The 13,564-nt window shown below is 43.2% G+C and carries 16 protein-coding genes; 15 read left to right on the plus strand and 1 reads right to left on the minus strand.

Annotation, left to right across the window (positions count from 1 at the left end):
• The first annotated feature begins 145 nt into the window (after positions 1–145).
• Positions 146–1,468 (plus strand): phenylacetate--CoA ligase family protein, encoded by a 1,323-nt coding sequence (locus CFK37_RS07140; protein ID WP_089063562.1) that lies wholly within the window; start codon positions 146–148, stop codon positions 1,466–1,468.
• Positions 1,469–1,485: 17 nt separating this feature from the next.
• Positions 1,486–2,013: a gamma carbonic anhydrase family protein gene (locus CFK37_RS07145; RefSeq protein WP_089061209.1), complete on the plus strand. Its 528-nt coding sequence runs from the start codon at positions 1,486–1,488 to the stop codon at positions 2,011–2,013.
• 76 nt (positions 2,014–2,089) lie between these two features.
• On the opposite strand, the gene paaX is transcribed toward CFK37_RS07145, so the two are convergent.
• Positions 2,090–2,914: a phenylacetic acid degradation operon negative regulatory protein PaaX gene (gene paaX / locus CFK37_RS07150; RefSeq protein ID WP_089061210.1), complete on the minus strand. Its 825-nt coding sequence runs from the start codon at positions 2,912–2,914 to the stop codon at positions 2,090–2,092.
• A gap of 167 nt (positions 2,915–3,081) precedes the next feature.
• On the opposite strand from paaX, the gene paaA reads away from it, so the two are divergent.
• The 13 genes from paaA to CFK37_RS07215 all read left to right on the plus strand — a co-directional run bounded on the left by paaA (position 3,082) and on the right by CFK37_RS07215 (position 13,474).
• Entirely contained in the window at positions 3,082–4,068 is a 987-nt protein-coding gene (gene paaA / locus CFK37_RS07155) for a 1,2-phenylacetyl-CoA epoxidase subunit PaaA (protein ID WP_089061211.1), read from the plus strand.
• A 19-nt stretch (positions 4,069–4,087) separates the two neighbouring features.
• Complete coding sequence (gene paaB, locus CFK37_RS07160; RefSeq protein ID WP_089061212.1) at positions 4,088–4,447, plus strand: 1,2-phenylacetyl-CoA epoxidase subunit PaaB; 360 nt, start codon at positions 4,088–4,090, stop codon at positions 4,445–4,447.
• Entirely contained in the window at positions 4,444–5,259 is an 816-nt protein-coding gene (gene paaC, locus CFK37_RS07165) for a 1,2-phenylacetyl-CoA epoxidase subunit PaaC (RefSeq protein WP_089061213.1), read from the plus strand. The genes paaB and paaC overlap by 4 nt, the downstream gene beginning before the upstream one ends.
• A 12-nt stretch (positions 5,260–5,271) precedes the next feature.
• Positions 5,272–5,778: a 1,2-phenylacetyl-CoA epoxidase subunit PaaD gene (paaD, locus tag CFK37_RS07170; protein ID WP_089061214.1), complete on the plus strand. Its 507-nt coding sequence runs from the start codon at positions 5,272–5,274 to the stop codon at positions 5,776–5,778.
• Between the two features lie 161 nt (positions 5,779–5,939).
• The gene (locus tag CFK37_RS07175; RefSeq protein ID WP_089061215.1) at positions 5,940–6,245 is read left to right on the plus strand and encodes an EthD family reductase; all 306 of its coding nucleotides are present in this window, start codon (positions 5,940–5,942) and stop codon (positions 6,243–6,245) included.
• Entirely contained in the window at positions 6,238–7,011 is a 774-nt protein-coding gene (locus tag CFK37_RS07180; RefSeq protein ID WP_089061216.1) for an enoyl-CoA hydratase/isomerase family protein, read from the plus strand. Before CFK37_RS07175 ends, CFK37_RS07180 begins: the two co-directional genes overlap by 8 nt.
• A gap of 3 nt (positions 7,012–7,014) precedes the next feature.
• Positions 7,015–7,797 (plus strand): enoyl-CoA hydratase/isomerase family protein, encoded by a 783-nt coding sequence (locus CFK37_RS07185; protein WP_089061217.1) that lies wholly within the window; start codon positions 7,015–7,017, stop codon positions 7,795–7,797.
• 52 nt (positions 7,798–7,849) lie between these two features.
• Complete coding sequence (locus tag CFK37_RS07190; RefSeq protein WP_089061218.1) at positions 7,850–8,725, plus strand: 3-hydroxyacyl-CoA dehydrogenase; 876 nt, start codon at positions 7,850–7,852, stop codon at positions 8,723–8,725.
• Positions 8,722–9,927: an acetyl-CoA C-acyltransferase gene (locus tag CFK37_RS07195; protein ID WP_089061219.1), complete on the plus strand. Its 1,206-nt coding sequence runs from the start codon at positions 8,722–8,724 to the stop codon at positions 9,925–9,927. The genes CFK37_RS07190 and CFK37_RS07195 overlap by 4 nt, the downstream gene beginning before the upstream one ends.
• Before the next feature lie 12 nt (positions 9,928–9,939).
• On the plus strand, positions 9,940–10,716 hold the full coding sequence (locus tag CFK37_RS07200; RefSeq protein ID WP_089061220.1) for an enoyl-CoA hydratase-related protein: 777 nt from the start codon (positions 9,940–9,942) through the stop codon (positions 10,714–10,716).
• Between the two features lie 86 nt (positions 10,717–10,802).
• Positions 10,803–11,753 (plus strand): NAD(P)H-dependent flavin oxidoreductase, encoded by a 951-nt coding sequence (locus CFK37_RS07205; RefSeq protein ID WP_089061221.1) that lies wholly within the window; start codon positions 10,803–10,805, stop codon positions 11,751–11,753.
• Between the two features lie 18 nt (positions 11,754–11,771).
• Complete coding sequence (locus tag CFK37_RS07210) at positions 11,772–12,170, plus strand: thioesterase family protein (RefSeq protein WP_089061222.1); 399 nt, start codon at positions 11,772–11,774, stop codon at positions 12,168–12,170.
• A gap of 290 nt (positions 12,171–12,460) precedes the next feature.
• Positions 12,461–13,474: an ABC transporter substrate-binding protein gene (locus CFK37_RS07215; RefSeq protein WP_089061223.1), complete on the plus strand. Its 1,014-nt coding sequence runs from the start codon at positions 12,461–12,463 to the stop codon at positions 13,472–13,474.
• Positions 13,475–13,564: the final 90 nt, after the last annotated feature.

A 13,564-nucleotide genomic window follows, 5' to 3' on the forward strand; every position in this document is an offset into this window, starting at 1 on the left:
CAAAATAGAATTGACATTCCATTATGTAAGCGCTATTATATTCAATAACAAAATTACAACGTCAAAGATGTATTGCGTCATGTCCATTGATTGATCATTGGCAATACACAGTTAGCAGTCATTTTAAGAAGGGGGATTTCATTTGATTTTTAATGAGAAAATGGAAACATTGAGCCGGGAGGACATGAATGACCTGCAGCTAACGAAATTACAGCAAACTGTACAACGAGTGGACAATCATGTTTCATTTTATCAAGCAAAGTTTAATGAACTGGGAATTGAACCCGAAGATATTCAGTCCTTGGATGATATCCGGAAACTTCCGTTTACGGAAAAAAAGGATTTACGAAACCATTACCCGTATGGATTTTTTGCCTCGCCCATGGACGATATCATTCGCTTGCACGCATCCTCGGGGACAAGCGGTAAGCCTACTGTTGTCGGATATACACAAAAAGATATTGATGATTGGGCAGAAATTGTAGCAAGGTCTATTGTTTCGGCAGGTGGCAAAGCCGGTGACGTTATGCACAATTCCTATGGGTATGGCCTGTTTACTGGTGGTCTTGGCCTTCATCTCGGTGGTGAGAAACTTGGAATTACGACAGTGCCTGTGTCAGGCGGGAATACCAAACGGCAAATTCTTTTAATAGAGGATTTAAAGCCAAAAGTTATCTGTGCAACACCCTCGTATGCACTGCGCATTGCAGAGCAAATGGAAGAAGAGGGGAAAGATCCGCGGGCAACAAGTTTGAAATATGGCATTTTTGGTTCAGAACCATGGTCAGATGAAATGCGGATTACATTGGAAGAAAAGCTGAACATCAAAGCTGTGGATATATACGGACTTAGCGAGGTCGTTGGACCAGGCGTAGCGATTGAATGCCATGAACATCAAGATGGATTACATATTCAGGAGGACCATTTTCTTGTCGAGGTAATTGATCCCCATACATTAGAAGCACTGCCGGACGGTGAATATGGGGAACTTGTATTCACAAGCTTGGAGAAGGAAGCTTTTCCAATAATCCGCTATCGAACAGGAGATATTGCTTCTATTACCCGGGAAATGTGCAGGTGTGGACGGTCGACAACCCGTATGTCACGCATCAAAGGCCGCATTGGTGACATGCTTATTATTCGCGGCGTTAACGTATTTCCTTCTGAAATGGAACGTATCTTATTGCAGGTTAAAGAGTTAGCTCCGTATTATCAGGTCTATGTAAGGAAAGATGGGCATATGGACAGCGTAGAACTTCAAGTTGAATTATCCGAGATGACGTTCCAAGCATGCGAGCGTGACCCGGAACATGTTAAGGTTCTAGGTTTAAAGAAACAGATACAGGCCATGATCAAAGAGGAATGTCTGGTAACAATTGATGTGAATGTGCTGTCGCCAAAGTCAATTCCAAGGTCAGAAGGAAAAGCTGTCCGGATCGTGGACCAACGAACAAGGCAAACAATATAGTAAGGGGGAACCAGTTCATGATTTATCGATATAAAGATCAATCTCCAAGAATCCATGAAACGGCTTATATTGCCGATGGTGCCAAGGTAATCGGTGATGTGGAGATTGGAGCGTACTCAACTGTCCTGTTCCATGTTGTGCTCAGAGGTGATGAAGGACCAATCCGGATTGGTGAACGCTGTAATATACAAGAAAATTCAATGTGCCACCTTTATGAGAAGTTTCCGTTAACCCTGGAGGACGAGGTATCTGTCGGCCATAATGCTATCATTCATGGATGTACATTAAGAAAAGGATCCCTAGTAGGTATGGGTGCGACAGTGTTAGATGGAGCCGAAATAGGGGAGTATTCAATCGTTGGAGCTAATAGCCTAGTTCCTTCAGGTAAAATTATTCCGCCTCGTTCACTTGTGTTAGGATCACCGGGAAAGGTGGTCCGTACATTAACAGATAAAGATATGGAAATGATTGAGGAAACGATTAATACGTATGTTCAGAAGGGACAGGAGTTTCAGAGAATAGACGTACTTGAAGAAATTAAATAAGTTAATTCAAATAGCACGCGGATGTCGCGTGCTATTAATTTGACGAAATATAAATATGTCCACCATTGGAGCTTTTTTAATTCTCAAAAACGGATTCAAAAAAGCGGGTGGCTGGTTTTTCAAGAATATGGTAATAATCCGTAAACAGATCGGCAGCCGCATCGCCAATCCATTTCCCAGGCAATAGTTCTTTAGGCAAACTAGGATCAATGAACAAAAACTTTCGATACTGATGGACGAGTAATGAACGTTTAACGAAGCAACTCCCATCACTCATATCCCCATTAGCAATTTTTTGTTTGTCCAGCTTATATTCCTGACTGTATTCTTCGATAAATTGGGTGTACCGTGCATTAATTTCGTCTAAATCCCAGCATTTATTAACTAAGCTATGGTGGTCGCTCATTCCTTCGTACTTTGCTTGAAAGAAGGTAACATATGATGCGACATCATACTTGTTAATTAAATCATGAATTTGTTGTTCCATAGGATTTGGTGTAATCCAACAGCTAGTTGATAGAAGGCCAAAGCCACTCCATATCAATTCCTGTCTCAATTCATCCCGAAGATGGCGCTTTTCTTCAGGAATGGTGTAGATAAGCATTCTCCAAATGCCATCCCAGGCTTTTGACTCCAATTTATAAATTCGCTTAGAGGCTTCGTCCATCCGGGCCCTTCCGCGGTCTGTCAACGAATAATAGCTCTTATTCCCCTTTTTTTCTGATTGAACCCATCCCTGCTTGTTCATGCGTGATATGGCTGCACGTACAGATTGTTCATTATGTCCGAATTCCTTAAGCAAACGAATTAAACTGCCAATCCAAATCACATTGCCATAATGACTAATATAATCTCCATATAAAGTAAAAATCATAGAACGCGTATTAAATACCTTTTCCATTAGCTTTCCTTCCTCTTGTTCCCTGTATAGTAAATTACCTGATAGATATTGTACTACATTTATTGTAATGGGGACAGTCCCCATCATTGATAGAAAATTTAAATATTGATAACAATATAACACTTTGATATACTGACGTTATATAAACGTGATGGGGAGATGGTGTGATGTATAACTATATTGAGGATGGGGATGCAGTAGCGAATACTCATGGGGACGATCCTGAAAAGTATGCTGCCTTCATGGCTCGTATTGAAGCAGGGGAAAAGATTGAAACCGATGACTGGATGCCTGACGAGTATCGTCAATCACTGATTAAACTTATTTCCATGCATGGAATCAGTGAAATCATGGGCGCATTACCTGAAAAAGAATGGACCCCTAAAGCACCTACCTTAAGAAGAAAGCTGGGCATTATGGCAAAGGTGCAGGATGAAATGGGCCATGGTCAGCTGCTGCTTCGCGTGACAGAAGATTTGATGAAACCTTACGGAAAAAACAGAGAAAACCTGATGCAAGATTTATTAAATGGTGATCTAAAATTTCATAACGTATTTCATATGCCAACGAAAACATGGGCAGATGCCGGTATGGTTGGCTGGCTTGTTGACGGGGCAGCAATTATTTCCCAGACAAACATGCTGGATGCCTCATATGGCCCATATCAAAGAGCGCTTCAACGCATTTGTGCAGAAGAAGTTTTTCACGCGCAGCACGGTGAATCAATCATTATGGCATTAGCCGAGGGTACAAACGAACAAAGAGAAATTTTACAGGAATCATTAAATCGCTGGTGGCCATCCCTGTTAATGTTTTTCGGACCAGGATCCGCATCAACAACAGGTTCTTCAAAACAGGATGTGATGATGAAATACCGGATTCGTAAAAGTTCAAATGAAGAGCTGCGGCAGGCCTTTCTGGACAAATATTTACCAAGGGTATTCTCACTTGGTTTAACCGTTCCTGATGAAACCGTGCATTACGACAAGGATGAGGAAAAGTGGATATACAAGCAGCCCGATTGGGACGAATTCAAACAAATTATTAAAAATAAAGGGCCACGTTCAAAACAGCGCCTGCGTTTACGGGAAATTGCCTATGAAAATAATCGGTGGGTCAGGCAGGCATTAGCACCTGAGCCTGTTCGTTCATAGAAGAATTGGAGGGGAATATATGGAAAATCATGATGGATCTAACTTTTACCAAGAATATGAAGTGTTTAGCAAGAAAAGTGTCAAAGCAAAAGTTCAGCATCAATTCAGTCTGCTGGCACCAAATGAAGAAATGGCACTTAACATGGCTGTTGAAAACTTTATGCGCAGGGAAGACGTATTGGACGTGTGGGTTGTGAAGCGCAGTAACATTCGTTCAATGACAAGTGAAGAGCGCCAAGGTTGGACAAAACGGCTCGATAACAAAGACTACCGCACAACAAAAGGCTACGGCTACCTGCGTAAAAAGTGGCGCGACAAGGAACAGGGTATGTTAGACGAACAAGAAATACTGTCGTGGAAAGAGGTGAAAAAGCCATGACAATAAGGGAGACAGCAGCAGATGCCAAACAGGATCCATCCTATTTAAAAGCGTTAACCGAATTACTCTATCAACTGGCGGACGATGACTTTATCACTTCTTTCCGTGGCTCTGAATGGTTGGGCTTAGCACCACATATTGAGGAGGATGTTGCTTATTCTTCCATCACCCAAAATACAATGGGGCACGCGGTTCTGTTTTATGACTTGTTGGAAGAACTTGGCGCGGGGAAGGCTGACGTACTTGCCCATGAACGTCCACCGAAAGAACGACGTAACGGAATTTACCTTGAAAAGAAAAATGGGGAAGGTTCCTATTTGGAAGAGCCTTATTATGATTGGGCCTTAACTGTGGTACGAAATTATCTCTATGAAACATTTAAAAAGACAAAATTGGAAGCGGTTGCAACCAGTTCTTACCAGCCACTTGCAATGGTGGCGCAAAAAGTATTAATGGAACAAACATACCATCTGGCGCATTGGAAAATGTGGCTGAAACAGCTTCAAGGGTCAAATGATGATGCAAGGAAACGAATCCAGTCCCGAATAAAGGAAGCCTGGAATGAATTTCAGGATGTTCTGGAACTAGGGTCAGAGTCGCAATCCATGGAACAATTTAACTTAATCACAGGGGAACAAATTGTAAAGGAAAGATGGCTGGAAGATGTTACAGCGACATTGAACAACATACCCGATGCACCATTAGACAAGAGATATGGTAGCGGCAGGAATGGTGAACATACAGCAGATCTCGAGCAGGCTCTGGGAATATTAGCTGAAGTGTATGTAAGTGATAAGCAAGCAATATGGTAAGGGGGAATACATGTGAAGGATAATCAAAGACAAACGGAAATTTTAGCTGTGTTAAAAACAGTGGATGACCCGGAGCTTCCCTCTGTCAGTGTTTTTGACCTTGGCATGGTTCATGATGTTGTAGTGCTTCAAAGCCGGGTTTTTATTTCCATGGTTCCTACTTTTGCAGGGTGTCCAGCACTTGAGATAATTGAAGCAAATGTACAGAAGGCCGTAGATGCTGTTGATTGGGTTAAGGAATGCCAGGTTGAATTTTCCTTTAAGCATAATTGGTCGACAGATTCAATCACCGCTGTTGGAAGAGAAAATCTCAAGAAACACGGCATTTCTCCCCCACCTAAAAACTATCATCCGGGAGAAGAATGGACCGTTGATTGTCCGTATTGCGGATCTGACTATACATCGATGGATAATGTGTTTGGACCAACTGCGTGCAGAAGTATTCTGTATTGCGGATCATGTAAAAATCCATTTGAAGCTATGAAACCAGTAATCAAGCAATCTATCATACAAAATTAGAAAAGCGCAAGCGCCCGTTTAGAAGTGGACGCATAAGCAAGGGGCCGTAGAACGCATGGGTTTGGCGTTCGAAGTGTCCATTGCTTATGACGGCAGCTTCTGGGCGCTGGAGCTAGACATATTTTATACATTCTTATCTTTTTAGAAAGGGAGAGGTTACGATGGTTAAATTAATCGCCTTATATAAACAGCCGGAGGATAAGGAAGCCTTTGACGAACATTACTTTCAGACGCATACTCCAATTACAAAACAAATACCCGGTTTAAGAGAAATGAAAGTGACCAGGATTGTTGGTTCCCCAATGGGAAAAAGTGATTATTATCTGTTATGTGAAATGTTTTACGACGATCATGATTCCCTGCAGAAGGCCATGAAGACAGATGAAGGAAAAGCTTCCGGAAAGGATGTTATGAAGTTTGCAGGGGATATAGTCACGTTAATGATCGGTGAAGAACTCGATGACTAATACGCATATTACCAGTTATATAGACGGAAAAGTAGGCATAATTCAGCTAAACCGTCCCAAAGTTGCCAATGCCTTAAACAGGTTAATGATTGATGAAATTGTTAAGCAAATGGAGGTCTATGACAGCGACGATGCGATCAGGGTAATCATGGTTAAAGGGAATGAAAAAGCATTTGCGGCCGGAGCCGACATTGACGAAATGATGGAAGATACCCCTTTATCGCTTGAACTGTTAGATCCTTTTGCTGTTTGGGATCGCATGCTATTAATCAAAAAACCAATGATTGCAGCGATAAATGGATTTGCCCTTGGCGGGGGATTTGAACTTGCGCTGCATTGTGATCTGATTGTCGCTGGGGAAACTGCCAAATTTGGATTTCCAGAAGTTCAACTGGGTGTAATGCCTGGGGCAGGAGGGACCCAGTATCTAACAAGAGAAATGGGACGCAGGAAGGCACTTGAGATGGTGTGGCTGGGTGAGCCGGTCAGTGCCAGCTATCTATTGCAAAATGGCGTTATTAATCGGGTGGTTGCCCCTGAATTGGTGGAAGAAGAATCTATGAAACTCGCAAATAAATTATCGAAGCAGGCGCCAATCTCACTTCGGCTGATTAAAGAAGCAGTGGATGCAGCTGGTGATTTGTCTTTAAGAGATGGGCTGAAGTTGGAGCGGAAGAACTTTTACTTAACCTTTGCATCCGGCGATCAAAAAGAGGGAATGCAGGCTTTTGCCGAGAAACGCAGGCCATCTTTTAAAGGAGTGTAAAAAATGGCTAAGGACTATCAAACAATCCTTTTTGAAAAAAAGAATACTGTAGCATCAATAATTTTAAACCGACCAGCTTCATATAATGCTTTTACTGAGGAAATGAACAAGGATATCATTGACGCACTTAAACTTGCCAGTAAGGATGAGGAAGTAAGAAGTATTGTTATTACAGGGGAAGGTAAAGCATTTTGCGCGGGAGAGGATTTGGCTGGTGTGGATGAAGACACTGACCACGGAACATTTCTGCGTACCCGTTACCATCCGATGATGAAAGCAATCAAACAAACGCCTAAGCCAATTGTGGCTGCAGTCAATGGCATAGCCGCAGGTGCAGGTATGAGCCTAGCATTAGGGGCAGATTTCCGGCTGGTAAAACCTGAAAGTAAGTTTGTAAGTGCCTTTATGAACATTGGGTTAATACCTGACTCGGGCTTTCTGTACATACTGCCGCGCCTGATTGGCTATGCAAAGGCACTTGAAGTGGCGGTGCTTGGTAAACCAATTACAGGAACAGAGGCATATCAGATCGGCCTTGCAACTGAATTAATAGAAAATGCGGATTGGGAAACAGGAGTAGATGCCTTCGCTCAAACACTCTCATCCTTACCGACTAAATCATTTTCATTGATCAAACGAAATATGATGGATGGTATGCATTTACCGTTCGATGAAATGCTTGAAAAGGAAGCCCAGGCACAACGAATTGCTGGGAAGACCACCGATCATCAGGAAGGATTACAAGCGTTTAAAGAGAAGCGAAAACCAAGATTTTCAGGCAATTAGGTGCACGTGGGCAACAGGCAGGGTCATTTTGAATGAAGAAAGGGTGATTAACATGACAATACAAAATGTAACCGTCATGGGAGCCGGAGTTATGGGAAGGGGCATTGCTTATGTCTCTGCTCTTGCAGGTTTCCATACGACACTGGTTGATATATCTGATAAACAGTTGAAAGATGCATATAATCATGCGGAACAGACGAGTCAGAAGGGCATAAAAAAAGGTAAACTAACTGAACAAGAGGCTCAGAGTTTACTCCATAATCTTCACACATCCTTACATTTTGAAGCTGCCATGGCGACCTCAGATCTATTAATTGAGGCGGTTCCTGAAATGCGTGATCTGAAAAGGCAGGTCATGGAAAAAGCGGAAGCGCATGCACCAAAACATACTATTTTTGCATCAAATACGTCGACCATCAGCCCGACTGAACTAGCCTCTTATTCAAAACGGCCGGAGCAGGTAGCTGTTATGCATTTTTTCAATCCTGTCCATCTTATGCCACTTGTGGAAATCGTCAGGGGATTGGAAACAAGTGACCAAACAGTGGAATTTATTCGGCAGGCTGCTGAACAAATGAGTAAGGAAACAGTGGAAGTCAACGAATTTCCGGGATTTGTAACCAGCCGGATCAGTGCCCTGGTCGGAAATGAAGCTTTTCACATGCTTCAGGAAGGAGTTGCGACGGCGGAAGATATCGATAAAGCAATTCGTCTCGGACTAAATTATCCGATGGGACCGCTTGAGCTTGGCGACCTTGTTGGTCTGGATGCCCGCTTGAATAATTTACGGTACTTGCATGAAACCTTAGGCGAAAAATATCGGCCAGCCCCACTGCTTGAACAATATGTCAAAGCTGGCCGTCTAGGACGAAAATCAGGTAAGGGAATTTACGACTATACTGACAATGACAAGCTGGTCAAGAAATGAGAGAGGTAGTCATTGTCGATGCTGTCCGAACACCAATTGGCAGATACAAAGGCGCATTAAAGGATATTCGATCCGACGACCTCGGAGCGATTGTCATAAAAGCATTACTCGACAGAAATCCTGAACTCCCAGTGGACCAGCTTGAGGAAGTGATTCTTGGCAATGCCAACCAGGCTGGGGAAGATAATCGTAACGTTGCAAGAATGTCTGCTTTATTGGCGGGACTGCCTGTTGCGATTGGGGGTGCAACGATTAACCGTCTGTGTGGGTCGGGTCTTGATGCGGTGATGTCTGCCGCACGAGCGATTGCAGTTGGCGAAGGGGATATATACATAGCCGGAGGAACAGAGAGTATGACACGAGCCCCGCTTGTCATGGCAAAGCCGGAAAAGGGATTCCCTCGCGGAAACATGGAACTATTTGATACGACCATTGGCTGGCGGTTTACGAACAAGAAACTGGATGAAATGTACGGAACCGATTCGATGCCGCAAACGGCAGAAAATGTTGCTGACCGATTTGGGATTTCACGGGAAGAACAAGATAAATTTGCCTATGACAGCCAGCAGCGTGCAAAAGCCGCGATGGAGGGCGGCCGACTTGATCCGGAAATTGTGCCAGTTATCTATCAGGACCGGAAAGGAAATGAAATTGTCGTAAGCAAAGATGAACATCCGCGCCCTGAAACTACACTAGAAAAGTTAGGAAAGCTAAAACCTATTTTTGAAGGTGGAACAATAACGGCGGGAAATGCATCAGGGGTCAATGATGGCGCGTCAGCACTACTCGTAATGAGTGCGGAGAAGGCCAAGGAGTTAAGCCTGAAGCCACTTGTTAAATATGTGGTCAGTGCGACCGCAGGATTAGAACCTGCTGTTATGGGGCTCGGTCCGATTTATGCGACTCAGAAGGCGCTAAAACGCGCCAAATTAACAGTGAATGATATTGATCTTGTTGAGTTAAATGAAGCCTTTGCCTCACAGTCGCTGGAGTGCATGAAGCAATTGGAACTCAATCCGGAGAAGGTAAATGTGAATGGTGGTGCAATTGCATTTGGCCATCCTTTAGGTGCAAGCGGCGCGCGAATTTTAACAACGCTTGTCCATGAAATGCAGAAGCGCCGGTCGAAATACGGCCTGGCAACAATGTGCGTCGGCGTGGGTCAGGGCATAGCAACAATTGTAGAGAATGTAACAGAATAGCGGGTGAGCCAAATGAAGACAATTTTCGTTAAAAAGGATAACGGGATAGCATATGTGACGATTAACCGGGAGGAAGCTTTGAATTGTTTAAACTATGAAACATTGCATCAGCTTCAGGAGGAAGTCAGCGCCATTCATCTTGATCAGGATGTGAAGGTTGTTATATTTACAGGGTATGGAGAAAAGGCTTTCTGCGCCGGTGCAGATTTAAAGGAAAGAAAATACCTATCAGATACGGAAGTCAGAAGAAATGTGAAAGCAATCCGTAATCTCTTCACCAGTATCGCTGATTTGCCACAACCGACAATTGCAGCGGTAAATGGCTATGCGCTTGGCGGTGGTTTCGAATTAATGATTGCTTGTGATTTCTCCATTGCTGTGGATGGGGCGAAAATGGGGCTGACTGAAACAAGCTGGGCCATTATTCCAGGCGCTGGTGGGACACAACGACTTCCGCGGCTAGTCGGCGAAATGAAAGCGAAGGAATTGATTTTCACTGCTAAAAAACTAACAGCTGAAGAAGCAGTGCAATTAGGTGTGGTTTTAAAAGCGGTAAAGAAGGCGGACCTGTATCCTGCATGCGAACAGTTAGCCCAAGACATAATGAGAAATGGCCCAGTCGCTGTTAAACAGGCAAAATATGCAATAACACAAGGAATGAATACGGATTTACAAACCGGTATGGCAATTGAATCAAAAGCATATGAATTAACCATCCCGACCGAGGATCGAATGGAGGCATTGCAAGCCTTTAATGAAAAAAGAAGTCCAAGGTTTAAAGGAAGGTAGCCTGGGGCTTGTGTGAATAGAATGATTTGGTTCCAGAGCTTTGGATGATGACCGATATAGGATGTTTAGTAAAGGGTGAGTAGATGATGAATCCCGTATGTAAGTTACTTAAAATCAACTATCCAATTATTCAAGGAGGAATGGGCAATATCAGCAATGCACAGTTGGCGACAGCTGTTTCAGAGGCCGGTGGACTTGGTACAATTGGCTGTGGCACAATGTCCCCCGATGAAGTAGAAAAAATAATCGTGGATACGAAAAGAAACACAGATAAACCATTTGCGGTAAACATTGCAATCAATGTTACACCGTATTTGGATGAATTAATCCAGCTGGTGATTAAACATAAAGTTCCAGTCATTACGCTTTCAGCCGGAAACCCGGCACCCTATATCCCACTTTTGCATGAACATAATAAAACGGTTATAGCCGTTATTGCTTCAGTCAAGCATGCAGAAAAGGCCGAACAGGCCGGAGCTGACATGCTGGTTGCGGAAGGATTTGAAGCGGCCGGAATTAATTCGGGTCTTGAACTAACAACATTTACACTTATTCCACAGATCGCAAAGCACGTAGGTATTCCAGTGCTAGCGGCAGGAGGTATTGGAGATGGCAATGGACTTGCCGCTGCACTAATGCTCGGGGCAAGCGGTGTGCAAATAGGTACCCGCTTCATCGCAACAAAAGAGGCCCCATTTCATAATGACTATAAGAAACGGCTTGTAGAAGCGGAAGACACAGCGACGGTGGTTATTGGACGGCCAGTTGGTCGCGTCAGACGGATTCTAAAAAACCCATATGCCGCAAAGTTACTAAGTCTTGAAAAGGAAGGACTAACACTTGATCAGTATGGCAGGCTTACCTCTGAAACGCAGCATGTTCTTGGTGCACTAAAGGGTGACATGGAGAACGGCTTCATCAATAGTGGCCAAGTGGCCGGATTAATCAGTCACATCCCCACTGTGAAGGAACTGCTTGATCATATGGTCAAAGAGGCACAAGAGCAATTAAGCAAATCTGCTGACCTATTAAACTAACGGTTTGGAGTGATTTAGTTGAAATCAGGCATGGACATAGGCAGAACAGAGACGATTGAAATAGAAGTAACGGAAGACATGTTTGCTAGCTTTGAGGGAAGCGTTGTACACCCTGTTTACTCAACGGTTGCAATGGTATACCACATGGAGTGGGTCTCAAGGAAAATCATTCTGCCATTTTTGGAGGACCATGAGGAGGGCATGGGCGGTGCAGTTCAGCTAAAGCACATCAGCCCTTCGCCATTACATTCAAAAGTAAAATTAACTGCAACATTAGTCGAATACAAAAATCAACAAGTTCGTACAAAAGTCGAGGCATATAACGAACAAGGGTTAATAGGAAAAGGCGAAGTGAAACAGGTAATTTTACCAAAGGAAATGATCAATCAAAAACTATCATCTGGACAAACACATTAATAGATTGAAAGGCCTCTTGAGATGGCGGATAAATTTGAGGTTTGGCTGATATATTTTGAGAAAGGCGGATAAACCCGGAATTTGGCCGATATATCTTGAGAAAGGCGGATAAAACCGGAATTTGGCTGATATATTCTGAGAAAGGCAGATAAATCCAGAATCCGGTCAATATATCCGAAAAATGGCCGTTAAACCACGACAACTGTGAAATAAGACTTGACTCAACGGCGTGCTCTGGTATAATGTTATAAAATTTCTAAAAATTATAAAATCGTCTAGGGGGATACGTAATGAAGAGAGGTTTGCAATTAATTGTAATAGCAATAATCAGTATACTTGTTTTAGCGGCTTGTGGTTCAGAGGATACATCGGGTACGTCAAAGTCTAAGGATTCTAAGGATAATGGGGGAAAGAAAACCTATCATATTGGGGCTACCCAAATTGTTGAACATCCCTCGCTTGATGAGGCGTACAGGGGCTTTCAGGCAGCATTAAAAGACGCTGGGTTGGATGTAGAGTATGATCTGCAAAGTGCACAGGGGGATCAAAATAATGTTGCGCCCATTGCCAATAACTTCGTTGCAGACAATGTGGATTTAATTTTTGCCAATTCTACACCAAGTGCACTAGGAGCTGTCCAGGCAACAAGTGAAATTCCAATCGTGTTTACATCTGTAACAGATGCGGTGGCGGCCGGTTTAGTTAAGTCGATGGATGAACCGGGTCAGAATGTAACGGGTGTGCTTGACCTTCATCCGGATGCGATTAAAAAAACAGTTGAATTTATTGATGAAAATTTCGATGGTGCAACGGTCGGCTTGATTTATAATGCCGGTGAACAAAACTCCGTCACTCAAATTGAAGCTGTTAAGAAGGCTGCAGAAGGAACAAGTCTTACTTTATCTGAACGGACTGTAGCGAGTTCAGCTGAAGTACAGCAGGCTGCTACTACATTGGTTGGAGAAGCGGATGTTTTCTATATCGTAACAGATAATACGGTAGTGTCTGCGTTAGACAGTGTAATTGGGGTAGCGAATGAGCAGGATATACCGTTAATCGTTGGGGAGCCGGATTCATTGAAGAAAGGCGGGTTTGCAACATTTGGAATTGACTATTACACCATTGGCTATAGATCAGGTGAAATGGCTGCAGCAATTCTAACGGGAGAGAAAAAAATAAGTGAAATTCCAGTAGAATATCCTAAAGAAATTCAATTATTTATTAATAAACAGGCTGCCGAAAAACAGGGAGTAGAATGGAATAAGGAATGGGATGAGAAAGCAAAATTGGTAGAGCAGGAGTAAAATTGTAAGATGTGAAAAGGTGGGGTGTCTGAAGGAGCGGTAGTTCATATCCTTTTGGGACACCCTTATTAACCGATCGACACGGTGAGG

This window comes from Virgibacillus phasianinus, assembly GCF_002216775.1.
In the GTDB taxonomy this organism is placed as follows: domain Bacteria; phylum Bacillota; class Bacilli; order Bacillales; family Amphibacillaceae; genus Virgibacillus_F; species Virgibacillus_F phasianinus.

Excerpts from the sequence above, each read along its gene's own strand:
- CFK37_RS07145 (WP_089061209.1), top strand. The coding sequence starts at position 1,486 with ATGATTTATCGATATAAAGATCAATCTCCAAGAATCCATGAAACGGCT.
- paaX (WP_089061210.1), bottom strand. The coding sequence starts at position 2,914 with ATGGAAAAGGTATTTAATACGCGTTCTATGATTTTTACTTTATATGGA.
- paaA (WP_089061211.1), top strand. The coding sequence starts at position 3,082 with ATGTATAACTATATTGAGGATGGGGATGCAGTAGCGAATACTCATGGG.
- paaB (WP_089061212.1), top strand. The coding sequence starts at position 4,088 with ATGGAAAATCATGATGGATCTAACTTTTACCAAGAATATGAAGTGTTT.
- paaC (WP_089061213.1), top strand. The coding sequence starts at position 4,444 with ATGACAATAAGGGAGACAGCAGCAGATGCCAAACAGGATCCATCCTAT.
- CFK37_RS07175 (WP_089061215.1), top strand. The coding sequence starts at position 5,940 with ATGGTTAAATTAATCGCCTTATATAAACAGCCGGAGGATAAGGAAGCC.
- CFK37_RS07180 (WP_089061216.1), top strand. The coding sequence starts at position 6,238 with ATGACTAATACGCATATTACCAGTTATATAGACGGAAAAGTAGGCATA.
- CFK37_RS07185 (WP_089061217.1), top strand. The coding sequence starts at position 7,015 with ATGGCTAAGGACTATCAAACAATCCTTTTTGAAAAAAAGAATACTGTA.
- CFK37_RS07190 (WP_089061218.1), top strand. The coding sequence starts at position 7,850 with ATGACAATACAAAATGTAACCGTCATGGGAGCCGGAGTTATGGGAAGG.
- CFK37_RS07195 (WP_089061219.1), top strand. The coding sequence starts at position 8,722 with ATGAGAGAGGTAGTCATTGTCGATGCTGTCCGAACACCAATTGGCAGA.
- CFK37_RS07200 (WP_089061220.1), top strand. The coding sequence starts at position 9,940 with ATGAAGACAATTTTCGTTAAAAAGGATAACGGGATAGCATATGTGACG.
- CFK37_RS07205 (WP_089061221.1), top strand. The coding sequence starts at position 10,803 with ATGAATCCCGTATGTAAGTTACTTAAAATCAACTATCCAATTATTCAA.
- CFK37_RS07215 (WP_089061223.1), top strand. The coding sequence starts at position 12,461 with ATGAAGAGAGGTTTGCAATTAATTGTAATAGCAATAATCAGTATACTT.